This window comes from Rhodococcus sp. KRD197 (genome assembly GCF_017168235.1).
Taxonomy (GTDB): Bacteria; Actinomycetota; Actinomycetes; order Mycobacteriales; family Mycobacteriaceae; genus Rhodococcoides.
Genome location: NZ_JABFAO010000011.1, coordinates 248108 through 268174 on the forward strand (window position 1 = coordinate 248108; position 20067 = coordinate 268174).

General features: G+C 64.8%; 23 protein-coding genes. 13 read left to right on the forward strand and 10 right to left on the reverse strand.

The features are described 5' to 3' along the window. Positions 1 to 20: 20 nt before the first annotated feature. Positions 21 to 680 (forward strand): TrkA family potassium uptake protein, encoded by a 660-nt coding sequence (locus tag J1M86_RS16940; protein ID WP_075840031.1) that lies wholly within the window; start codon positions 21 to 23, stop codon positions 678 to 680. Here the strand turns inward: J1M86_RS16940 and J1M86_RS16945 are convergent. Beyond that, positions 654 to 1298, reverse strand: a complete 645-nt coding sequence (locus J1M86_RS16945) for a DUF3159 domain-containing protein (RefSeq protein WP_206511089.1) — start codon at positions 1296 to 1298, stop codon at positions 654 to 656. The two genes, J1M86_RS16940 and J1M86_RS16945, sit on opposite strands and share 27 nt — an antisense overlap. A 142-nt stretch (positions 1299 to 1440) precedes the next feature. Further along, a complete protein-coding gene (locus J1M86_RS16950) occupies positions 1441 to 1818 on the reverse strand; it encodes an OB-fold nucleic acid binding domain-containing protein (protein WP_206510734.1) in 378 nt (125 codons plus the stop codon). Positions 1819 to 1953: 135 nt separating this feature from the next. Between J1M86_RS16950 and J1M86_RS16955 the strand changes: the two genes are divergently transcribed. Beyond that, positions 1954 to 2658, forward strand: a complete 705-nt coding sequence (locus J1M86_RS16955; RefSeq protein ID WP_206510735.1) for an alpha/beta hydrolase — start codon at positions 1954 to 1956, stop codon at positions 2656 to 2658. Here J1M86_RS16955 and J1M86_RS16960 read toward each other — a convergent pair. Together J1M86_RS16960 and dut are read right to left on the reverse strand one after the other, a co-directional pair. After that, positions 2655 to 3530, reverse strand: a complete 876-nt coding sequence (locus J1M86_RS16960; protein ID WP_206510736.1) for a DUF3710 domain-containing protein — start codon at positions 3528 to 3530, stop codon at positions 2655 to 2657. The genes J1M86_RS16955 and J1M86_RS16960 overlap by 4 nt on opposite strands. A gap of 23 nt (positions 3531 to 3553) precedes the next feature. Beyond that, positions 3554 to 4009: a dUTP diphosphatase gene (gene dut / locus J1M86_RS16965; RefSeq protein ID WP_206511090.1), complete on the reverse strand. Its 456-nt coding sequence runs from the start codon at positions 4007 to 4009 to the stop codon at positions 3554 to 3556. Positions 4010 to 4266: 257 nt separating this feature from the next. On the opposite strand from dut, the gene J1M86_RS16970 reads away from it, so the two are divergent. Continuing rightward, the gene (locus J1M86_RS16970) at positions 4267 to 4755 is read left to right on the forward strand and encodes a DUF3093 domain-containing protein (RefSeq protein WP_230554762.1); all 489 of its coding nucleotides are present in this window, start codon (positions 4267 to 4269) and stop codon (positions 4753 to 4755) included. A 33-nt stretch (positions 4756 to 4788) separates the two neighbouring features. On the opposite strand, the gene J1M86_RS16975 is transcribed toward J1M86_RS16970, so the two are convergent. Beyond that, positions 4789 to 5091, reverse strand: a complete 303-nt coding sequence (locus J1M86_RS16975) for a DUF4193 domain-containing protein (protein ID WP_019664051.1) — start codon at positions 5089 to 5091, stop codon at positions 4789 to 4791. Between the two features lie 583 nt (positions 5092 to 5674). On the opposite strand from J1M86_RS16975, the gene cei reads away from it, so the two are divergent. Beyond that, a complete protein-coding gene (gene cei / locus J1M86_RS16980) occupies positions 5675 to 6355 on the forward strand; it encodes an envelope integrity protein Cei (protein WP_206510738.1) in 681 nt (226 codons plus the stop codon). Between the two features lie 24 nt (positions 6356 to 6379). On the opposite strand, the gene J1M86_RS16985 is transcribed toward cei, so the two are convergent. Further along, complete coding sequence (locus J1M86_RS16985; protein ID WP_206510739.1) at positions 6380 to 7303, reverse strand: inositol monophosphatase family protein; 924 nt, start codon at positions 7301 to 7303, stop codon at positions 6380 to 6382. A gap of 192 nt (positions 7304 to 7495) precedes the next feature. Between J1M86_RS16985 and ppgK the strand changes: the two genes are divergently transcribed. Both ppgK and J1M86_RS16995 read left to right on the forward strand, forming a co-directional pair. After that, entirely contained in the window at positions 7496 to 8293 is a 798-nt protein-coding gene (gene ppgK / locus J1M86_RS16990) for a polyphosphate--glucose phosphotransferase (RefSeq protein ID WP_206510740.1), read from the forward strand. A gap of 30 nt (positions 8294 to 8323) precedes the next feature. After that, positions 8324 to 9823 (forward strand): RNA polymerase sigma factor, encoded by a 1500-nt coding sequence (locus J1M86_RS16995; RefSeq protein WP_307786666.1) that lies wholly within the window; start codon positions 8324 to 8326, stop codon positions 9821 to 9823. A 65-nt stretch (positions 9824 to 9888) separates the two neighbouring features. On the opposite strand, the gene J1M86_RS17000 is transcribed toward J1M86_RS16995, so the two are convergent. Then, positions 9889 to 10260, reverse strand: a complete 372-nt coding sequence (locus J1M86_RS17000) for a DUF952 domain-containing protein (protein ID WP_206511091.1) — start codon at positions 10258 to 10260, stop codon at positions 9889 to 9891. A 283-nt stretch (positions 10261 to 10543) separates the two neighbouring features. On the opposite strand from J1M86_RS17000, the gene J1M86_RS17005 reads away from it, so the two are divergent. Continuing rightward, positions 10544 to 10738, forward strand: coding sequence for a hypothetical protein (locus J1M86_RS17005; protein ID WP_075840035.1), 195 nt, complete (start codon positions 10544 to 10546; stop codon positions 10736 to 10738). Positions 10739 to 10847: 109 nt separating this feature from the next. Here J1M86_RS17005 and J1M86_RS17010 read toward each other — a convergent pair whose 3' ends face one another. Further along, positions 10848 to 12590 carry a DEAD/DEAH box helicase gene (locus tag J1M86_RS17010; RefSeq protein ID WP_075840036.1) on the reverse strand — a complete coding sequence of 581 codons (1743 nt, stop codon included), beginning with the start codon at positions 12588 to 12590 and terminating at the stop codon, positions 10848 to 10850. A gap of 214 nt (positions 12591 to 12804) precedes the next feature. Here J1M86_RS17010 and J1M86_RS17015 point away from each other — a divergent pair, with 214 nt between their 5' ends. Continuing rightward, complete coding sequence (locus J1M86_RS17015) at positions 12805 to 13968, forward strand: YihY/virulence factor BrkB family protein (protein ID WP_206510742.1); 1164 nt, start codon at positions 12805 to 12807, stop codon at positions 13966 to 13968. Here the strand turns inward: J1M86_RS17015 and J1M86_RS17020 are convergent. Continuing rightward, positions 13941 to 14177: a DUF3039 domain-containing protein gene (locus J1M86_RS17020; protein ID WP_075840037.1), complete on the reverse strand. Its 237-nt coding sequence runs from the start codon at positions 14175 to 14177 to the stop codon at positions 13941 to 13943. The two genes, J1M86_RS17015 and J1M86_RS17020, sit on opposite strands and share 28 nt — an antisense overlap. Before the next feature lie 85 nt (positions 14178 to 14262). On the opposite strand from J1M86_RS17020, the gene J1M86_RS17025 reads away from it, so the two are divergent. The 4 genes from J1M86_RS17025 (at position 14263) to J1M86_RS17040 (ending at position 18113) form a co-directional block, all read left to right on the forward strand. Then, positions 14263 to 14631, forward strand: coding sequence for a DUF3099 domain-containing protein (locus tag J1M86_RS17025; protein WP_075840201.1), 369 nt, complete (start codon positions 14263 to 14265; stop codon positions 14629 to 14631). Positions 14632 to 14681: 50 nt separating this feature from the next. Continuing rightward, positions 14682 to 16217, forward strand: coding sequence for a methyltransferase (locus J1M86_RS17030; RefSeq protein ID WP_206510743.1), 1536 nt, complete (start codon positions 14682 to 14684; stop codon positions 16215 to 16217). Between the two features lie 106 nt (positions 16218 to 16323). Continuing rightward, positions 16324 to 17295, forward strand: coding sequence for a sigma-70 family RNA polymerase sigma factor (locus tag J1M86_RS17035; protein WP_075840039.1), 972 nt, complete (start codon positions 16324 to 16326; stop codon positions 17293 to 17295). 386 nt (positions 17296 to 17681) lie between these two features. After that, positions 17682 to 18113, forward strand: a complete 432-nt coding sequence (locus J1M86_RS17040; RefSeq protein ID WP_075840202.1) for a hypothetical protein — start codon at positions 17682 to 17684, stop codon at positions 18111 to 18113. A gap of 129 nt (positions 18114 to 18242) precedes the next feature. Here J1M86_RS17040 and J1M86_RS17045 read toward each other — a convergent pair whose 3' ends face one another. Beyond that, on the reverse strand, positions 18243 to 18809 hold the full coding sequence (locus J1M86_RS17045; RefSeq protein WP_307786667.1) for a TetR/AcrR family transcriptional regulator: 567 nt from the start codon (positions 18807 to 18809) through the stop codon (positions 18243 to 18245). A gap of 80 nt (positions 18810 to 18889) precedes the next feature. On the opposite strand from J1M86_RS17045, the gene J1M86_RS17050 reads away from it, so the two are divergent. Then, a complete protein-coding gene (locus J1M86_RS17050) occupies positions 18890 to 19837 on the forward strand; it encodes a triacylglycerol lipase (protein ID WP_206510744.1) in 948 nt (315 codons plus the stop codon). The last annotated feature ends 230 nt before the right edge of the window (positions 19838 to 20067 follow it).

The following is a 20067-nucleotide window of genomic DNA, read 5'->3' on the forward strand; positions in this document are numbered from 1 at the left end:
ACCGACACGAACGGGATTTCATGAGAGTCGCAATCGCCGGCGCGGGTGCCGTTGGTAGGTCCATTGCCCGAGAACTCATTCGCAACAAGCATTCGGTGATGCTGATCGAGCGCAAGCTGGACCACGTCGACCGCGAAGCAATCCCAGAAGCCGAGTGGGTGCTCGCCGACGCCTGCGAGCTCACTCTCCTCGAGGCCTCCCAGCTCGAAACATACGACGTGGTCATCGCGGCTACGGGCGATGACAAAGCCAACCTCGTCCTCAGTCTCCTCGCGAAGACCGAGTTCGGTGTCGATCGAGTTGTCGCTCGAGTCAACGACCCTCGCAACGAATGGCTGTTCGACTCGGCGTGGGGTGTGGATGTGGCCGTGTCGACTCCGCGCATGCTCGCCTCGCTCGTCGAGGAAGCGGTGTCCGTGGGCGACCTCGTTCACCTGATGACGTTCCGTAAGGGCCAGGCGAATCTGGTCGAGGTGACATTGCCGGAGAACACTCCGCTCGCGGGCAAGCCGGTCAGAAAATTGAAATTGCCCCGCGATGCGGCGCTGGTGACAATCCTCCGCGGCGGCCGTGTCATCGTGCCGCAACAGGACGATCCACTCGAAGGCGGCGACGAGTTGCTGTTCGTTGCCTCGGTGGAGGTCGAGGACGAACTACGGGTGGCTGTCGGTCTCGCCTGACCTGTTCTCGGCGGCCGCAGAGGAATTCGCAGAGGTATCAGCAGGCCGGGCCTCCTCGAGCGCACGGTCTGCGCGGCGAACGGCCCACAATGTCACCAGGAGCGCCACACCTGTCAGGGGCCAGCCCATACCGATACGGGCCACGGCCAGCCAACCGGTGTGATCCGAGTCGTACAAATTCGACTGCACCAGGTATCGGGCGGCGAACACCAGGGCCCAGGCGAACGTCGCGACATCGTAGGAACGTACTGCTCTACGACTCGAACGCCATGCGGTTCCCTTGTTGTTCAGATAGCCCCAGGCGACTCCGACGAGCGGCCATCGGGCGAGCATCGAGACGATGAACACGCCTGCATAGGCGAGGGAGGTGTAGATACCGAACAGGAAGTAGCCCTTGGCGTCGCCGGTTCGGTAGGCGATGAAAGCACAGATCCCGACGCCGAAGAAGCCGGAGATCGCTGGCTGGATCGGGACGCGCTGCACGAGGCGCCACACCATCACCCCGAGTGCTACAGCCAATGCCGACCAGATCGCGGCTGCCAACCCGAAGTAGTTGTTGACCGGCACGAACACGATGACCGGCAGAGTCGACGACACTAGGCCAGTGAGGCCACCCATCTGTTCGAGGACGGTCTTCTCGCGTACGTCCGCTGTGCGGTCATCACTGTCGGTCACATAGTCGAGGGTGCCACATTCGGTGATGTGCCCGGTCGACGAGGCGGGCCGCACTTACACTGCGGCCGGTTCACGCACTGTCGACTCAGGAGTCGTCGCGAAGTTCGTAGTAGGGGTTGTACACGATCTTTCGGCCGTCACGTTCGCCGACTCGGCCTCGAATGAGAACGGTCCTGCCCGGCTCGATCCCCGGGATCTTCCGACGACCGATCCACACGAGGGTCACCGGATCGGTGCCGTCGAAGAATTCGGCCTCGATGTTCGCGTTGGCGGCTTTCGAGCACGCTTCCACACTGCGCAATCGACCGAGCATGGTGACCTCGTCACCTCGCGAGCAATCGCAGGCGCGACTGGCGCCGGAGGCCTCCGACGATTCCGCCATCTCTTCGGCGTCGAGTTGATCGACGTCCTCGGTCAACTTCCGCGTGAGCTTGCGAAAATATCCTGCGGCAGCGGGTGCCATGGTGCGCTCCTGGAGCATCTACGACGGTTTTCAGCACGCATAGGGCGTGTACTTCGCAACTGTAGACCCGAGAATGGACTGCGGCCAACCGGCCCCGAAACGCATCGAAACTCGGGTGTGCGCACAATGGTCGCAATGAGCAACTGGGCTGCCCACGCCGTCGTCCTACCTGGGACCGGATCGGATGCGCGCTTCGCGTCGGACGCATTCACATCGGCGTTGACGGCGGTGGGCACGAGCGTCGAAGCCGTCGACCCCGATCCCGTGGGTGTTGTTGCGAGCTACGAGGCGGCATTGGACGCTGCAGCGGATGCACACGGCCGAATCATCGTCGGCGGGATATCGATCGGCGCAGCCGTTGCAGCTGCATGGTCCGCACGCAATCGGGAGCATGTGGCCGGGATACTGGCAGTACTGCCGCCCTGGCTCGGCAAGCCGGGTGATGCACCGGCTGCGCTCAGCGCCCGCCTCACCTCGCACCTATTGACCACGGAGGGACTCGAGGCGGTCACTGCGGCGATGGCCGCGACATCTCCGGACTGGCTGGCCACGACGCTGACACGGTCGTGGGCGGCCCAGTGGCCCGACCTTCCGTCGGCGCTGCTCGAGGCCGCCGAATATGTCGCACCCGATGTGCAGTTGCTTCGCCGGTTGAATGCCCCCACGTCTGTGATCGGCGCCGTCGACGACGCCGTTCACCCGTTCGAGATCGCCCGCATCTGGAACCGCGAGATTCCCCACTCGGTACTCACGGCGATCCACCTCGATGACATAGCGACCGATCCTGGTGTTCTCGGTCGCCGTGCGGTCGAGGGTCTGCTCGGCCTTGCTGCCGACTAGCCTCCCAGCTGCTGCATTGCCGAACCCGACGAGCCGCGCCGCGGCCCTTCCTCAGGTCCGGACGGTGGTGTTTGCGTCGGATCGACCGGCTCACCGGACCCGGCCGCCCCGCCCTGCGGTGCGACACCCTGCTGCGGTGCCTGCTGGCCCGCGGCTTTCTGGGCGGCTGCCTGCTCCGCCAGCTGTTGCTGCGCCGACGCGAGTTGAGAGATGAGCACTTCGGGAAGGACCACGGGCAGCGGTGTACGTACCGGGTGGGGGTCGGAGCCGCGGTCGACCACGGTCTGCGAGAGCATGTCGCGAGCAATTTTCACCAGTGGCGTGTCCTGGGACACCGCGCCTGCCGGCCCTGCGAGCACACACCGCACCATCCATCGATATCCGTCGACCCCGATGAAACGTAGGTCGGCATTGGCGGTGACGCCGTGCAGTTCACGGCCCCATGGCCCTGTTTCGACCGAAACCTCGGAGTTGTCCTTGCGCAGCGAAGTCGAGAGGTCGCTCGCAACCTCGCGCCACTGTCCCGGCGACTTCGGCGCAGCATAGGCAGCGATGGTGATCCTGCCGTGTTGGGTGACCACATGAACTGCTTGCGGCGCACCGGCCGGCGTCATCTCGACCTGCAGCTGCCCTCCGCTCGGAAGCGGCACGAGCACCGATCCGAGATCGAGCCGGCTTGCGGCGAGCGACTCGCGGTCATCGTCCAGTTCGCTCAGATCGAATGGTCCTAGGTCGGCCGCCAGTTCGGCGTCCCCGCCTGCGTCCCCGTCCACAACAGCGGCGGAATCCTCGCGGGTCCGCGAGGCATCGACCTCGATCTCGGCCACGGACTCGTCGTGCTGGGGCGCGGTCTTCTTACGTCGTCCGAACATGTTCAATTCACTTTCCTCTCGGGTCAGCGTGTCTGCGTCTCGGCCGGCGACGTCAGGCTCGCGTGCCCCCCGCTCGATCCGTAACCCCCGCTGCCACGCGATGTGTCGTCGAGCGAACGCACTTCGACGAAGTCGACGAGTTCTATCCTCTGCACCAGCAGCTGTGCAATGCGATCACCACGGACGAGTTCGATCGTCTCTCGCCGGTCGAGGTTGATCAGGCATACCTTGATCTCGCCTCGGTACCCGGCATCGATGGTTCCAGGTGCGTTGACGATGGACAGACCCGACCGGGCGGCCAAACCCGATCGAGGGTGGACCAGGCCGACAGTTCCCAGTGGAAGCGCGATCGCGATGCCGGTGCCGACCACGAGCCGCTCACCAGGCGCGATCGTTGCATCTGCGGTGATGTGCAGGTCGACGCCCGCATCTCCCTGATGGGCACGCCGCGGCAATGGAAGATCGGGATCCAACCTCATCACCGGGATCAACGGTACGGCGGACAGTCCCGCGGCAACCTCGACCACGTGGACCGCTTCATCGGTGAAATCGTCGCTCACGTGCTCCGAGACTACGCTGCCGGAGGCGATGCCCGACGATGCACCGACGCTCGGCCGTTTTGTCGACGGTTACGCTGTATAGCGTGCCAAAGGACTCACCGCGCGACCTCGACTCCACATCGTCTTCGGACGCCGCAGACCCAGTCGGTTCCCCTGCCCGAGGAAACGGAGTTCACGTGCCGACCGAAGACGCGACAGTTCACTCGGAGAAACTGTGGGTCCCGCTCTGGTGGTGGCCCGCAGGCCTCGCCATCGGTGCGCTGTTGGCTGCGGAAGTCCACATGGGCGCTCCCGGCATTCGCGCGTGGCTGCCTTATCTGCTGCTGCTCCCGCTGCCCATCTGGGCTCTCTATTGGCTGAGCCGGATGCGAGTCGAGGTGGTTCGCAACGCATCGGGTGAAGGCGAGCTGCGTGCGGGGCAGGCCCATCTACCGCTCGATGTCATTGCCAGAGCCGCCGTGGTGCCCCGGACAGCAAAAAGTGCGGCGCTGGGAAGGCAGCTCGATCCCCTTGCCTTCGTACAACACCGCACCTGGGTCAAACAGATGGTGCTGATTGTTCTCGACGATCCCGACGACCCCACCCCCTACTGGCTGGTCAGTTCCACGCGGCCCGAGGAACTCGTGGCTGCGCTGGCTCGGCCCACCCCCGAGGACCGCGCGTAGCGGTCCGGCCTCACCTGAGTTCGGTCGTCTCGATCAAGCCGCGCAATCGCGACAGACGAGAACGCCGTTCGCGTCACTCGCCAAGCGGCTTCTGTGATGTACCAGAAAGCAGCTCGAGCAGGTGAATTCGTCTGCCTGCTTCGGCACGACCCGAACCGACAGTTCCTCCCCGGACAGATCTGCGCCCGGAAGTTCGAACGATTCCGCCGTGTCCGACTCGTCCACGTCGACCACTGCGGACTGCGCCTCGTTGCGACGTGCTTTGAGCTCCTCGAGCGAGTCCTCCGACACATCGTCGGATTCTGTTCTTCTCGGTGCGTCGTAGTCGGTTGCCATAATTCCTGTACCCCTCGTCCTCTTGCGTTTTCCGGTGGAAGCATCCGGCCGGCGTAAAAGCGGAGCGTGCCGGCGGTGGGGATGGCAGCTCGCGCTGCGCTTACACCGTGTTTCTGTACTTGTTCGGGCTGTTCAACGGACAACAGCATGGAAAGGTGCCCGAGAAGTTACCGGGGTAATGCCCGGACAATCGAGGTTGAAACCTGATCGAGACCTCTCCCGTGCGCTGTCGACCGCCACGGTTTCGTCTCTCTTCTGAAACCACCGGGGCCGCCAGACAATAGCCGAAGCACTCGACTTTGGCGAAACCGAACCGCCGAGTGACCCTCCACTGTCTTGCAAAGGGCTATCAACAACGGCATCCGCTCGCGCATTCCGCGCGTCCACAGCGCCCGCTTGCCGTGTCCGCAGCGCCGCCGGTGTGATGCATCCACCGGGTTGCGAGCCTCCGATGTACCGGTGCGCGAACCTACGACGGCGAGGACAACTACAGTGATCGCTGCACCGGCACGCGGCTGTTCCTCTGGGCAGGCCGATTCGGCGCACTCACTCGAATCAGCCGACGGAAAGGCGCGTCCACACCGTGGTTTCTCTGATCACCGAGGGCAGCTCGTTCGACGACAACGGCCGACCGTTCCGCCGCAGGCGTGCGCTCCCCATCACCGCCGTTCTACTCGTCCTCGCACTCCTCGGTGTGTTCACCTGGATGCGCGTGTTCACTGCAGACGAAGCGGTCACGGCGACGGTCGAGTGCAACGAACCCCCCTCGGAACCCGGGAGTGACGGCACTTTGCCTGCACCGCTGGGTGAGCGCGTCGACCGCTCCACACTGCTCGACGTCGAACCCGCTCCACTGTCGGCGACACAGGTTCGGGTCTACAACGCCAACGGTGAACGCGGACAGGCTGCCACCGTCGCAGCCGATCTCAGCGAGTATGGATTCGCCAGCGCTCCGGACGTGCAGGTCGGCAACGATCCGGTGTACCTCGATCAGAACATGCAGTGCCAGGGTCAGATCCGTTTCGGACCCAACGGCACCGCGGCGGCCAGTACCGTGTGGCTGGCCGCGCCCTGCGCCGAACTCATCCAGGACGGTCGCGCCGACGACACCGTCGATCTCGCGCTGGGCACCTATTTCACGTCCTTGCAGCCGAACCCCGACGCGGAGTCGGTGCTCCAGTCTCTTGCCGGGATCGCACCGGGCACCGCTGCGCCGCCACTTGACATCACCTTGCTCGAAGCGGCTCGCTCGGCACGCTGCTGAGCGTCGGGCGCGCCTGGGCCGCGTTCAGTCGGCAGGGATGGGATCGAGCGCGCCCAGCGCATCCAGGAGGCGGAGGAAGTCCTCTTCGATCCCGGGCGCGAGCGCCACGGTCGCCGCACCTTCGCCGCTCGTGGACATCGGCTTCGGCACGATCACCGCAGCACCCGCCTCCTCGGCGATCAACGAACCGGCTGCCCAGTCCCACGGGCTGAGTCCGTGTTCGAAATGGGCGTCCACTGCTCCCGACGCGACCATGCACAGATCGAGGGCCGCCGACCCGATTCGCCTGATGTCACGTACCTGCGGGAGCAGTTCCGCAATGATCTTGCCTTGTGTGGCTCGCCGCGCCGATCCGTATCCGAAGCCCGTGGCAACGAGAGCGAGCGCGACATCGGAAATCGGATTGCAGGTCAACGTCGCCACATCGCCACTGGACGAGGTTGCCGTTGCGCCGCGACCGCGTACCGCGCTGTAGAGGATCTCGCGTGCGACATCGACGACCACACCGACGACACTGACGCCGTCCACCTGGACGGCGACCGATATCGCGTACGCGGGGATCCCGTACAGGAAGTTCACTGTTCCGTCGATGGGATCGAGCACCCACCGAACGCCCTCCACCGACTCGGTGCTCCCGCCGCCCTCCTCCCCGAGTATGGGATCGGCGGGGCGTCGTTCCGCGAGCAGCGTCCGCAGAACCTGTTCTGCTTCGGTGTCGACGACAGTCACCGGGTCGGTGGGCGTGCTCTTCGTCTCAACGGGCCCGCGCGCAGCTGCATTTTCGCCCTGCGCGCCGGGTCCGAATACCTCGGGGCGCCGGGCACGCACGTGTGCGGCAGCGGCTGTCGCGACCTCCCGCGCGATGTCGGCCAACTCCGACAGGTCGTCTCGGGCGATTTCGGCGAAGTTCTGCGCGGAGTCCTGCGATGCGTTCGACACGGACCCCATCGCATCACAAACGGCGGGAGGGACACCAGTCGAGCGAAGTTCTCGTGCAAGCGGCGCCGAGCGTGTTCGCCGGGCACGGTGAGCCGATCGTCGGGCACAATACGTACGAACAGGCGGGCTCACGAACAGCCGGGCTCGAGAACAGACATGCACTACACGGTTCAGGTCCACGACGGCAGGAGCGGGCGCCACATGACACAACCAGGTTCGGAATCGACCACGACGAGCGCACGGCACGGGTTCGGAGTCGACGTGGGTGGGAGCGGGATCAAAGGCGGCATCGTCGACCTCGTGACCGGCGAACTGGTCGGCGACCGCTACAAGATCGAGACACCTCAGCCCTCCACCCCCGAGGCCGTCGCGGCCGTCGTGGCCTCGATCGCGCAGCGCTTCGAGTGGACCGGACCGGTAGGAGTCACTCTGCCGGCCGTGGTCACCGGCGGGATCGCTCGGTCGGCGGCGAACATCGACAAGTCCTGGATCGACACCGATGCGAGGGCGTTGTTCGCACGGGCACTCGGGCACGAGAACGTCGTTGTTCTCAACGACGCCGACGCCGCCGGTGTGGCCGAGGACCGCTACGGCGCAGGAAAGGGCCGAAGCGGAGTGGTGGTGCTGCTGACGTTCGGCACCGGTATCGGGTCGGCGATCCTGCACGACGGCGTACTGCTCCCCAACACCGAACTCGGCCACATGGAAGTGGGCGGCAAGGAAGCCGAGCACAGGGCGGCGTCCTCGGTGAAAGAGACCAAGGAGCTTTCCTACAAGGAGTGGGCCAAGGAGGTCTCGAGGGTCCTCGAAACCTTCGAGGCGCTTCTGTGGCCCGATCTCTTCATCGCGGGCGGCGGAATCAGCCGCAAGAGCGAGAAGTGGATTCCGCTGCTCACCAACCGAACGCCCGTGGTGGCGGCCACTTTGCAGAACGCCGCAGGCATCGTCGGAGCAGCACTGTTTGCCGACACGGCCGCCGCTAGCGAGCAGGCACGGTAACAAAGTTCCGGAGGGTCGTTACAATGGTTGGTGCCGGTCTGCACGCCGGCACAATCGACAAGACCTCTCCGCCGGAAACAACTCTGGCGTGACGCCGCACGACACCGTCACGAAAGGGCGTACGTGGCAGCCACCGATATCCGTCAGACCGTAGATTCAGCAACAGAGTCTGCGAACCCTGCACCTGCTGCGGAGGCACCGAACGGCACGATCCGAGAAGTCGACGCCGCCCCCGCGGCGACCGACGCTGCGGCACCGGCGGCCAAGGCAGCTGCCCCCGCCAAGAAGGCGCCGGCGAAGAGGGCCCCCGCCAAGCGCGCGGCGGCCAAGAAGGCCCCCTCGAAGAAGGCCGCAGCCAAGAAGGCCACCGACGCCTCCCCCACAGGTGACGGCGAAGAGGACGCACCGGGCATCGAGGACATCGACGTTCCCGAGGGCGATCTCGCAGCCGCAGCCAACGACGTCGTAGAGGTCGTCGCTGCCGGAGACGACACCGAAGACGATGCCACTCCGGAGCCGACCGCCCAGGACAAGGCGTCCGGAGACTTCGTGTGGGACGAGGAAGAGTCCGAGGCCCTGCGCCAAGCCCGCAAGGACGCCGAGCTCACCGCCTCCGCCGACTCGGTGCGCGCGTACCTGAAGCAGATCGGCAAGGTCGCGCTGCTCAACGCGGAGGAAGAAGTCGAGCTGGCCAAGCGGATCGAAGCCGGTCTCTTCGCCACCGAGAAAATGCGCGAGTTCGCCGAGAAGGGCGAGAAGCTTCCGGTTGCTGCGCGCCGCGATTACACGTGGATCTGCCGCGACGGTAACCGGGCCAAGAACCACCTCCTCGAAGCGAACCTGCGTCTGGTCGTCTCCCTCGCCAAGCGGTACACCGGTCGCGGCATGGCGTTCCTGGACCTGATCCAGGAAGGCAACCTCGGACTCATCCGCGCGGTCGAGAAGTTCGACTACACCAAGGGCTACAAGTTCTCCACGTACGCAACGTGGTGGATTCGACAGGCGATCACCCGGGCCATGGCCGACCAGGCCCGCACCATCCGCATCCCGGTGCACATGGTCGAGGTCATCAACAAGCTCGGCCGCATCCAGCGCGAACTCCTCCAGGATCTGGGTCGCGAGCCCACTCCCGAAGAACTTGCCAAGGAAATGGACATCACGCCCGAAAAGGTGCTGGAGATCCAGCAGTACGCGCGTGAGCCGATCTCGCTCGACCAGACCATCGGTGACGAGGGCGACAGCCAACTCGGTGACTTCATCGAGGACTCCGAGGCAGTCGTCGCCGTCGACGCCGTGTCGTTCACCCTTCTGCAGGATCAGCTGCAGTCGGTTCTCGAGACGCTGTCCGAGCGCGAAGCGGGCGTGGTTCGTCTGCGATTCGGCCTCACCGACGGCCAGCCGCGCACCCTCGACGAGATCGGTCAGGTCTACGGCGTAACCCGTGAGCGCATCCGCCAGATCGAATCGAAAACGATGTCGAAACTGCGCCACCCGTCACGCTCGCAGGTTCTGCGCGACTACCTCGACTGAGTCGTTCCAACCGAATACTGACACTCGAAAGCCGCCGTCGCCTCCCCGACGGCGGCTTTCGAGCGTCAGCGCACCTCTTTCAAGTCGGGTGGCGCTGTGAACATGCCGCTGGCGTCGGGTAGATAGTCGACGACGTCGGTGACAGCCGCCGTGGGCACTGGGCCGTAGAGGTGCGGAAACCGCATCGAGTCCGGATCCTGTGGCACGCCCGGTTCCCAAACCACAGGGGCATCCAATCGTTCCGGGTCGAGCAGCAGCAGAACCATGTCTTTGCGACCGAAGAACAGGCGGTTCGCGGGCAGGTGAACCTGCCTCGCGGTCGAGAGGTGGACGAACCCGACGTCGGCGAGCGAGTCGGGCCTTATCTCACCCGCGGAGCGGGCCCCGAGCCAGTGCTCGCGGCTGATGATGTGCAGCAACACTCGCGAATCATCCATCGCACCCATCGGCAACCTCCCGTACTCCCGAGTCTGCCTGTCCCCTCGATCGTAGTGGGACGACATGAAGCCGACGGATCAGCTGTGAGCGAACACATAGACGGCCCCGCAGGCGCTGCCAGCAGCTTTCCTTGTGTTTCGTGTTAGTGACAACACAGAGAAACGCGCTCGGGAACAACACGTGACCGCCATACGTCTGAAAGAGTGAACGGACCGCGCCATACCGACGCGGCGGACCGGCCCCAGGCAATCGGGTCACACCGAACGCCAGTACGGAGGAGTCATGCCCGGAACATTGACCAGCCCACAATTGACAGCTGCCGACCGGTGCGACCGGTGCGGTGCAGGGGCTCGCGCACGTGTTGTGCTCTCGACCGGTGGAGAACTCCTGTTCTGCGGCCACCACGCGAAAGCGCACGAGGACCGGCTGCGTGAAGTAAACGCAACGGTGACGACCGAATCGGACTCCGCAGTTTAGGTCGGCTAGCAACACCATCATCGACACCAGAACGGGTGGCCACTCATGTGGCCACCCGTTCTGGCGTTCATACCCCAACGTCGTGCGCAGGTGACAGCTTGCGCGGGGGCTACATCTTGCGCAGCTGGGCGATCCGCTCCGACAGTTGATCTGCCGTCGCCATCGCAGTCGGCGGGCCACCGCACACCCGTCGTAGATCGCCGTGAATCACTCCGTGCGGCTTTCCGGTGCGGTGGTGGTACACCGCGACCAAACTGTTGAGTTCGCGCCGTAGCGAGGCAAGCTGGCCTGCGGAGGACGCCCGCACCGAGGCGGCCGGGGCCGGCACAGCGGCGGCGGGCGGCGGTGTCGTCGGCTTGTCGATCTGTTCCTGCTGTCGCTGACGCAGCAGGGCGCGCATCTGCTGAGCATCGAGCAAACCCGGCAGTCCCAGGTAGTCCGCTTCGTCGTCACTCCCGGAGAACGTAGCGGTCCCGAAAGACGAACCGTCGTAGATGACCTGATCGAGTTCGGCGTCGGCGCCGAGGGAGGTGTACGCCTTCTCTTCCTCGCCGGCTTCGTCCTTCTGCTTGTTCGCATCGGCCAGCAGTTCGTCATCGAGTCCGTCCTTCTCGCGATGTGGCTTTCCGAGAATGTGATCTCGCTGCGCCTCGAGCTGACTTGCGAGATCGAGCAGCACCGGAACCGAGGGCAGAAAGACGCTTGCGGTCTCGCCGGGACGGCGCGATCGCACGAAGCGGCCTATTGCCTGTGCGAAATACAGTGGTGTCGAGGCGCTGGTCGCGTAGACGCCGACTGCCAGACGCGGGACGTCCACTCCCTCGGACACCATGCGGACAGCGACCATCCACTTCTGGTTGCTTCGGCCGAATTCGGCGATGCGCGCCGAGGACGTCGGATCGTCGGACAGCACGATGCAGGGGGTTTCGCCAGTAATCACCTCGATCAGCTTCGCGTACGCACGTGCCACCGTTTGATCGGTTGCGATGACCAGCGCACCCGCGTCAGGCATTCCTCCGCTGCGGAGCTGTTCGAGACGTGTGTTGGCCGCCAGCAGCACCGCAGGCATCCAATCGCCCTGCGGGTCCAGTGCGGTGCGCCAGGCTCGGGCCGTCTGCTCTGCGCTGAGCGGCTCGCCGAGGCGCGCGGTGAACTCCTCCCCCGCATTGTCCCGCCAGCGCGCCTCGCCGGAGTACGCGAGGAACACAACCGGCCGCACCACGCCATCGGCGAGTGCGTCGGAATAGCCGTAGGAGTGGTCCGCCCGTGACCGCATCAGACCTTCGTCGTCCGGCTCGTAGTTCACGAACGGGATGGCGCTGTCGTCACTGCGGAATGGCGTTCCGGTCAGCGCGAGCCGCCTGGTGGCGTCACCGAACGCTTCGCGAATCCCCTCGCCCCAGCTCTTCGCGTCACCGCCGTGGTGGATCTCGTCGAGAATCACCAGAGTCTTCCGGGATTCGGTGCGGACTCGATGCCGGAACGGGTGCGATGCGATCTGCGCGTACGTGACCACGACCCCGTGATAGTCGCTCGATGTCTGGCCCGTGGAGTTGGAGAACTTCGAATCCAGTGCGAGGCCGACGCGCGCTGCGGATTCGGCCCACTGATGTTTGAGGTGCTCGGTCGGGGCGACAACCGTCACCTGATCGACGGTGCGATGCGCAAGCAGCTCCGAAGCCACGCGCAGGGCGAATGTCGTTTTTCCGGCTCCCGGCGTCGCAACGGCGAGAAAATCTTTGGGTGCGGCCACGAGGTACTTGGTGAGCGCGCGGCGCTGCCAAGCGCGTAGCGGCGCACCCCCGGCCGCACCGACGGCGGTGTCGGGTGTCGGGTTCGTGGTGTCGGTCATGTCAGCGCTCACTGGCCGCCGGTTCCTGGCATCGATTAAAATTCCTCGCGCTCTCGGTAGCCCTGCAGTGTCCGCCGTGGAGCCTATCGCTCTCCACCGACGCGCTTCGCATCACCGCGAGAGTCGAGAGCGCCGCGGACAACGACACGCCGACAGGTCCGCAATAGGGGTGCAACGAGCGTGCGGAGCTCCCGTCGGGAATGCTGGAAGCATCATGAGTGAAACCGCAGGTGCACCGCGCAGCGCCGAACCGTTGTCGCTGAGACAACCGTTTCGGCTGGTCTGGCGTGTGAGTCTGCGCACAGCGAGCAAGGCGTGGAGCGACTCGATCTTCAGCAAGGCAGCTACCGCCGCGTTTTGGCAAACCCTTTCGCTGCCACCGCTGCTGCTGGGCGTGCTCGGCAGCCTCGGATTCGTCGCGGGATGGTTCGGACCCAACACGATCGAGATCATCGAATCCAAGATCGTCACCTTCAGTAGCACCGTGTTCAGCGAAAGCGTTGTCGACGGAATCATCGAACCGACAGTCCAGGACATCCTGCAACAGGGCAGAGGCGGAGTGGTCTCGGCCGGGTTCGTGCTCTCGTTGTGGGCGGGATCATCGGCCATCTCGACCTTCGTGGATTCGATCGTCGATGCACACGGGCAGCAGGACGCGCGCCATCCGGTCTGGCAACGCATCTTTGCGTTGTTGCTCTACGTCTGCTTCCTGATCGTCGCGGTGTTCGTGCTCCCCCTCGTCGCCCTGGGCCCGACGTACATGCAGAGATTGCTGCCCGGATCTTGGTTCGAAGTCGGTAGCGAACTGATCGACGTGCTCTACTACCCGGCGGTGGGTGTGCTACTCATCGCGGGACTGACCACGCTCTACAAGGTCGCCCTGCACACCACACTGCCCTGGCATCGACTGCTCGGCGGAGCTTTGGTGGCCGGTGTGTTCTTCATGATCACGAGCGCCGCGCTGCGGTTCTACCTGACCTGGATCACCGGCACCGGATACACCTACGGAGCCTTGGCGACGCCGATTGCGTTCTTGCTCTTCACGTTCTTCCTCGGCTTCGCCGTGGTCCTCGGTGCCGAGTTCAACGCCACGGTGCAGGAGTTCTTCCCGGCGCGCGCAACACGCATCGCCCAGATGAAGGAGTGGCTCGCCGCACAGGCGCAATCCCAGGACTCAGGCCCGGTCGGCCCGGTCGGCGCCGTGGCATGGCGACTTGCGACCGGACCCATCCGGCTGGCCGGGGATGGCATCCGCACCCAACGTGCGCAGAACAACCCCGATCCCGAACGCCCAGTCGAAGAGACCGCCGAGGATGCCGACGCCGCAAGACCGGCGACGACATCAGGCGATCATTCGCCCTTCTTCAAGCCCTCGTAGACCTTCTTGCAGTCGGGGCACACCGGCGAACCGGGCTTGGCCGACTTGGTCACTGGAAAGACCTCTCCGCACAGTGCGACGACGTGCGTCCCCATGACCGCGCTCTCGGCGATCTTGTTCTTCTTGACGTAGTGGAAGAACTTTGGCCTGTCGTCATCGGTGGTTTCGTCGGGGGCGATCTCGGGACGGTCCTTGGTCTGTGTGCTCATGCTTCGATTATTCCGCACGTTGGGCCGGTGAGACGAACAACGCCCTCGAGTGCATTCCGACGCAGGTAGTGACAAAGTGGTTGTCATGACGCGAATATCCGAGACTTCGGGCTCGACCGAGATCGGTTCTGCTCGTCACCCCGCACTCATCACCGAAGCACAGAGCTCAATCGAGGAACAGCATCGCGCGAGGGTGCGCAAGTACATGTTCATCATGTCCTTCCGCATTCCGGCGCTCGTGCTGGCAGCCATCTCCTACAGCATGTGGGCGAACCCCTGGATCGCCATGGCGATCGTCGGGGCATCGATTCCTTTGCCGTGGATGGCTGTCCTCATCGCCAACGATCGCCCACCACGTTCCGCCGACGAAGTCAGCCGCTTCGACGGACGTGTCGGGCAGCGTAAGGCAGTCGAGTCACGCGATCATCGAGTGATCGACGCGAGCGAGGACTGACGCTCTCCACTCCCGAATGGTGCCCCCTCGGGAGCTGAAAGACTGTCCGAGTGACTGCAACTCTGCTCTCGGCCTGCCCGCTGCTGCGTGCGGCATTCCTCCGGTGCCACTATGACGCCGACTCGCTACTCGAGGCGCTCGGAGACGCGGCCCACGCCGCTCTCGGCCGCGGCGAACCGGCGCCGGTCCGTATGGCCGCCCGCGATCTCGGTGAGCTGGGAACGCTGGTTCGCCTGTTCCTGCTCGTGGACGACGTCGACGTGCGCGACGCGGCCGCCGCGCTCGCGCCGCTGTCGATCGACGACGCCGTGGATGCCACGATCGTCACCCGGAGCGGCCCCGATGTCGTTCGCACGTTGGTGGACATCCGGCCGCTCGATACCGGCACGGGCACACGTTGGGTCGTTTCCGACTTGGACGGAAGCATGCGGCCCGCCCCCACCGCACCCGACCATGTTCTCGGCGTAGGTCAGGCGTCGTTGTCGTTGCTCCGAGGTACCCCCACGAGACCTGCGGAACATGTACTCGATGTCGGGACCGGTTGCGGTGTACAGGCGGTGCACGCAGCCGGCTACGCACGATCGGTGACGGGCACCGACATCAGCCCACGATCGATGTTGCTCGCCGCCGCGACTGCAGCGCTGAACGAAATGACCCTCGAACTGCTGCAGGGCTCGTGGTTCGAACCCGTGGCGGGCCGTCGATTCGACCGCATCGTCGCCAACCCCCCGTTCGTGGTCGGTCTCGGCACTGTCGACCACAGTTACCGAGACTCCGGCTTGGACCTGGACGGTGCCAGCAAGCTGATGGTCGAGCAGACCCCTGCCCACCTCGAACCGGGGGGTATCGCCGTGATCCTCGCTTCGTGGGTGCACGTGGAGGGTGAGGACTGGCGCTCCCGTGTCGCCTCCTGGCTCCCCGACCACGGCGTCGACGCGTGGATTCTTCAGCGTGATGTGGCCGACCCGGCGCTGTACGTGGGGACGTGGTTGCGCGACGGCGGGGTCGATCCCCGGGACGAAGCAGGCTCGACGCGCGCTCAGATGTGGCTCGAGCACTTCGCTGCGGCCGAGGTCACCGGGATCGGCTTCGGTTTCGTCTATCTCAGAAAAACGGATCTACCGAGCGATGTCCTCGCCGAGGACCTGCGACATGCCTTCGACGATCCGCTGGGTGACGAGGCCGTCGACTACTTCGACCGATTGACCTTCTCCCGCGAGCACGACTACGCAGATACGGTGTTCGAACTCGATCCGGCCACCGCACTCGAGCGGGTGTATCTGCCGGGCGACGAGGGATGGTCGCTCGAGGTCACCCGGGTGCACCGCGGCAACGGACCGAATTGGCAGCACGAGATCGACGATCTGGGTGCAGCGCTGCTCGCGGGCATGAATCCGGGTGGACTGACTCTGTGTGAACTCGTCGAACTGCTGGCCGCTGCGCACGGCATCGACGAAACCGCATTGTTGGACGCGTCGAGCACTCTGGTGGCGGGGCTTCATCGACATGGATTGGTGCGTCCGAGACGGGCCGGCGGCCCGGTTCCCGCCGCTGAGACGTTCTCAGCAACTTCTCAGGACCGCTGAGGGATAGACCCAGGTCAGACGGGGTAGTACACGGTGGAGCGTGGGAACTTTTCTAACTCGCCCGGACGTTGATCCCTATGAGACACCACCGATCAGGAGGCAAGTCATGACCAGCCCCAGCACCACTACCCGCCCGCGCCCCAGCGATGCTGATCTCGACGCCCAGAGCCCGGCCGCAGACCTCGTTCGCGTCTACCTCAACGGTATCGGTCGCACCGCCCTGCTGACCGCTGACGAAGAGGTCGACCTCGCCAAGCGAATCGAAGCTGGGTTGTATGCGAAGAACGTGCTGGAGAACGGCAAGCGCCTCACGGCGGCGAAGAAGCGCAACCTGGCCATCATCGTGCGCGACGGAAGTGCAGCCCGTAGCCACCTGTTGGAGGCCAACCTGCGTCTGGTCGTCTCTCTCGCCAAGCGGTACACCGGTCGCGGAATGCCGCTGCTGGACCTCATCCAGGAGGGCAATCTGGGTCTGATTCGCGCCATGGAGAAGTTCGACTACGCGAAGGGCTTCAAGTTCTCGACGTACGCAACCTGGTGGATCCGACAGGCCATCACCCGCGGCATGGCCGATCAGAGCCGAACCATTCGGCTTCCCGTCCACCTAGTAGAGCAGGTGAACAAACTCGCACGCATCAAGCGCGAGTTGCATCAGCAGCTCGGACGCGAGGCCACCGACGAGGAATTGTCGAACGAGTCCGGTATCCCCGCGGAGAAGATCGCGGATCTCCTCGACCACAGTCGCGACCCGGTGAGCTTGGACATGCCGGTCGGCAGCGACGAGGAAGCCCCTCTCGGAGACTTCATCGAGGATGCCGAGGCGACTTCCGCCGAGAACGCGGTCATCGCCGGACTGCTGCACAGTGACGTGCGCACTGTCCTCGGAACATTGGACGAGCGCGAACAGCAGGTCATCCGGCTCCGGTACGGCTTGGACGACGGCCAGCCCCGAACTCTCGACCAGATCGGAAAGCTGTTCGGTCTCTCACGCGAGCGCGTGCGTCAGATCGAACGCGAGGTGATGGTCAAGCTTCGCCAGGGCGATCGGGCCGAGAAGCTGCGTTCTTACGCCAGCTGACCCCCAGAACAGGTGAGACAGTAGTGAACAATTCCTGCGGTCTCACCCCCACGCGGCGGCCGACCCGGTTTTCCTCCCCCCTCTGGGAATCCGGGTTCGGCCGCTGCGTGCATTTGTAGAAGTCGCGTTTATCGGCCCGACCCTTTGGGATGTGGGTCGACATGTCGACGCGCCGGAACGTCATCGAACCGTGATTTCCGGTTTGGTAATGCGGCCGCGGTGCACGTCGATAAATCCGAGACAGAGCGATATCAGTAGTCGACGACCGTGGAGGCCGCGCCAACCCAGGCGATGACACGAAATAGTCCACCGTCCCGACTCGGCTCACGACGAGAAGGGAAAAGGCCTTGCGCAACCTCGGACTTCGAATTGCAACCATCGCGGCAATGTTCGCAGCTGTGTTCGTGGGAGGTGGACTCGCACAGGCCGCCCCTGCCCCCGTACCTGTCTATCAGATCCCGGCGACGGCCTTCGCCGTCAGCGGGCTCGTCGTTCCCAGCCCTGTCTTTGCGACAGTAACCGCGCGGTCACTGGCTCCGGCGACGACAGAATTCGCCGCTCCCGCCAGGCCCGAGGTGTGTTCGACGACGGCCGGACGTGCTCTCGTCAAGATCTCCTACCTCAACTTCAACACGGGTGCCACTGGATCTGTCACTGTCAAGCCATGTGAGCACTTCATCGACCCGACGCCGACCAGCGTGGTTGCGCCCACCGGATCGGGCCGAATCGTGTTGACAACGCAGGTAATCGGATCGCCGTTCGCACCGGCCGCCGGCCAGCCGTCGATCCCGGGCATTGGAACCTTCCACGCGCCGTAGCGATCTGATGGCTCCTTTACTCGCTTTCAAGCAGGAGCTGTAGAGTCATCCCGCTCAACGCAGCGCAGTCGCTGTACGACGAGTTCGCCGAGCTGCACTACGCGCCACGGCGATCCGTGGGCGCGGTCCTCACGTCGGCGGCACGGCGATGTCCACCGGATGTGCCACGATGGCGAGCACCGCGGCCCGCAGGTCGTCACGGGGCCCCCGCGCGCCGAGCTCCTGAAGGCTCACGTCGGCAGCCATCGCGACCGCGAGGGTCGCGATGGGTGCGGCCGGCGACCAGCCGATCACCTCGAGATCCGCGCGCACGAGAGCGGCAAACATCGCATTGCGCTCGGCAACCTGCTCGCCCAAATCGGTTTCCGATCGTGCCTGCGCGAGAAACGCTTTCGTTCCCGGCGTAGCCAGGCAGGCATCGAGGAAGGCAACGAACCCGGTGCGTAGCCGTTCGATCCCCGGGGGCAGCCCCTCGATCGCCGACGTCATCAGGGATTCCAGCTGGTCGTGGTATCTGCGATGAAGCTCGACGATGTAGCTATGCCGATCCGGAAAATGCTGGTAAAAGCTACCTTTGGCCATCCCGGCGGTGGTGGTCACGGCGCTGATCGACAGTGCGCCGACGCCCTTCTCCTCCGCAAGCGACATTCCCGCATCGAGCAGCGCTCGACGTCCGGGTCCAGCGGGACGCGCCACAGAGACCACCTTCCCTCGTCCGGGTCGTGAGTGTACCGTTCCCGTTAATGACCGACCGGTCAGTCAATCGAGGAGGGGTCATGGGAATCCGATTCGTGCACACACTCGCCACCGCCATCTCGGCTGCCACCGTCGCAGCCGTCATGGCAGCAACGGCCGCGCCGGCCATCGCACAGCAGGCACCGGAACCGTCGGACTACCCCTTCAGCTACCTGGCCGGGGTCCGGGCACAGGCTGCTGACCCGGGCAGCGCTCCGGCGGGCACCAACGATCCCACCTGCCGGTCGGAGCGAAACCCTGTCGTCCTTCTGCATGGGTTCGTCTCGAATTCCACACTGACCTGGCAGGCACTGGCCCCACTGCTCCGCGATCGCGGTTACTGCGTGTTCACCTTCGACTACGGCAGGGCGGATTTCTCCGGCACACTCGGTGGCATCACGCCCGTCGAGCCGAGCGCCACCGAGTTCGCCCGGTTCGTCGACGAGGTCCTCGCCGACACCGGCGCCGACGCGATCGACCTGATCGGGCACTCCGAGGGAGGGACGATGCCGTTCCACTTCCTGACCCGGCTCGGCGGTGCCGACAAGGTCGACCGATACATCGGCATCGCGCCCCTGTACCGGGGGACGTCCCAGTGGGGGCTCGCCGGTCTGATCGGCGAGCTGTATTCCTCGCCGGCCGGGCAGGTGCTGACGGACGTGTGCGGGGCGTGCCGCGACATGGTGTCCGGCTCAGCATTCCTCGCCGAACTCGACCCGCACGGCGATGCGGCGCCCAGCGTGCAGTTCACCAACATCATGACGCGTTACGACCAGAACGCCACCCCGTACACGACCGGCGTCCTCGAAGGACGAAACGTGAGCAACGTCGTCGTCCAGGACCTGTGCGGCCAGGACTACTCGGACCACTATCAGCTCACCTACTCGCCGACGACGGCACACATCGTGCTCGGTGCTCTCGACGCGAATTACACGGCGACGCCTACGTGCTCACCGTCGCTGCCCGTCCTGGGGGTTCCCGGGTCGTGACGACGCCAAATATTCTTGGGGTTCTGGGCGAATAAGCGCGGCACCCCCTAAAATGCGGCGGCTATCGGCGCGTCTGAGACGTCAGCTATTCGGAAACCACCTCGACCGAGGGGCCTGGTCGTCTGGGCCGAACGTTGGTGGCGAAAAATTGGTAACCGTCGCCTGCGTTTGCGATCCATTCGTAATCGACAGTTTCTCCTAGGACGGCGTTTCGCGGCGGCGAGATCGAG

Bases quoted from the DNA above. Each gene is read 5' to 3' on its own strand.
- J1M86_RS16940 (WP_075840031.1), top strand. From the start codon at position 21: ATGAGAGTCGCAATCGCCGGCGCGGGTGCCGTTGGTAGGTCCATTGCC.
- J1M86_RS16945 (WP_206511089.1), bottom strand. From the start codon at position 1,298: ATGGGTGGCCTCACTGGCCTAGTGTCGTCGACTCTGCCGGTCATCGTG.
- J1M86_RS16950 (WP_206510734.1), bottom strand. From the start codon at position 1,818: ATGGCACCCGCTGCCGCAGGATATTTTCGCAAGCTCACGCGGAAGTTG.
- J1M86_RS16955 (WP_206510735.1), top strand. From the start codon at position 1,954: ATGAGCAACTGGGCTGCCCACGCCGTCGTCCTACCTGGGACCGGATCG.
- J1M86_RS16960 (WP_206510736.1), bottom strand. From the start codon at position 3,530: ATGTTCGGACGACGTAAGAAGACCGCGCCCCAGCACGACGAGTCCGTG.
- dut (WP_206511090.1), bottom strand. From the start codon at position 4,009: ATGAGGTTGGATCCCGATCTTCCATTGCCGCGGCGTGCCCATCAGGGA.
- J1M86_RS16975 (WP_019664051.1), bottom strand. From the start codon at position 5,091: ATGGCAACCGACTACGACGCACCGAGAAGAACAGAATCCGACGATGTG.
- J1M86_RS16985 (WP_206510739.1), bottom strand. From the start codon at position 7,303: ATGGGGTCCGTGTCGAACGCATCGCAGGACTCCGCGCAGAACTTCGCC.
- ppgK (WP_206510740.1), top strand. From the start codon at position 7,496: ATGACACAACCAGGTTCGGAATCGACCACGACGAGCGCACGGCACGGG.
- J1M86_RS17000 (WP_206511091.1), bottom strand. From the start codon at position 10,260: ATGGATGATTCGCGAGTGTTGCTGCACATCATCAGCCGCGAGCACTGG.
- J1M86_RS17005 (WP_075840035.1), top strand. From the start codon at position 10,544: ATGCCCGGAACATTGACCAGCCCACAATTGACAGCTGCCGACCGGTGC.
- J1M86_RS17010 (WP_075840036.1), bottom strand. From the start codon at position 12,590: ATGACCGACACCACGAACCCGACACCCGACACCGCCGTCGGTGCGGCC.
- J1M86_RS17015 (WP_206510742.1), top strand. From the start codon at position 12,805: ATGAGTGAAACCGCAGGTGCACCGCGCAGCGCCGAACCGTTGTCGCTG.
- J1M86_RS17020 (WP_075840037.1), bottom strand. From the start codon at position 14,177: ATGAGCACACAGACCAAGGACCGTCCCGAGATCGCCCCCGACGAAACC.
- J1M86_RS17025 (WP_075840201.1), top strand. From the start codon at position 14,263: ATGACGCGAATATCCGAGACTTCGGGCTCGACCGAGATCGGTTCTGCT.
- J1M86_RS17035 (WP_075840039.1), top strand. From the start codon at position 16,324: ATGACCAGCCCCAGCACCACTACCCGCCCGCGCCCCAGCGATGCTGAT.
- J1M86_RS17040 (WP_075840202.1), top strand. From the start codon at position 17,682: ATGTTCGCAGCTGTGTTCGTGGGAGGTGGACTCGCACAGGCCGCCCCT.
- J1M86_RS17050 (WP_206510744.1), top strand. From the start codon at position 18,890: ATGGGAATCCGATTCGTGCACACACTCGCCACCGCCATCTCGGCTGCC.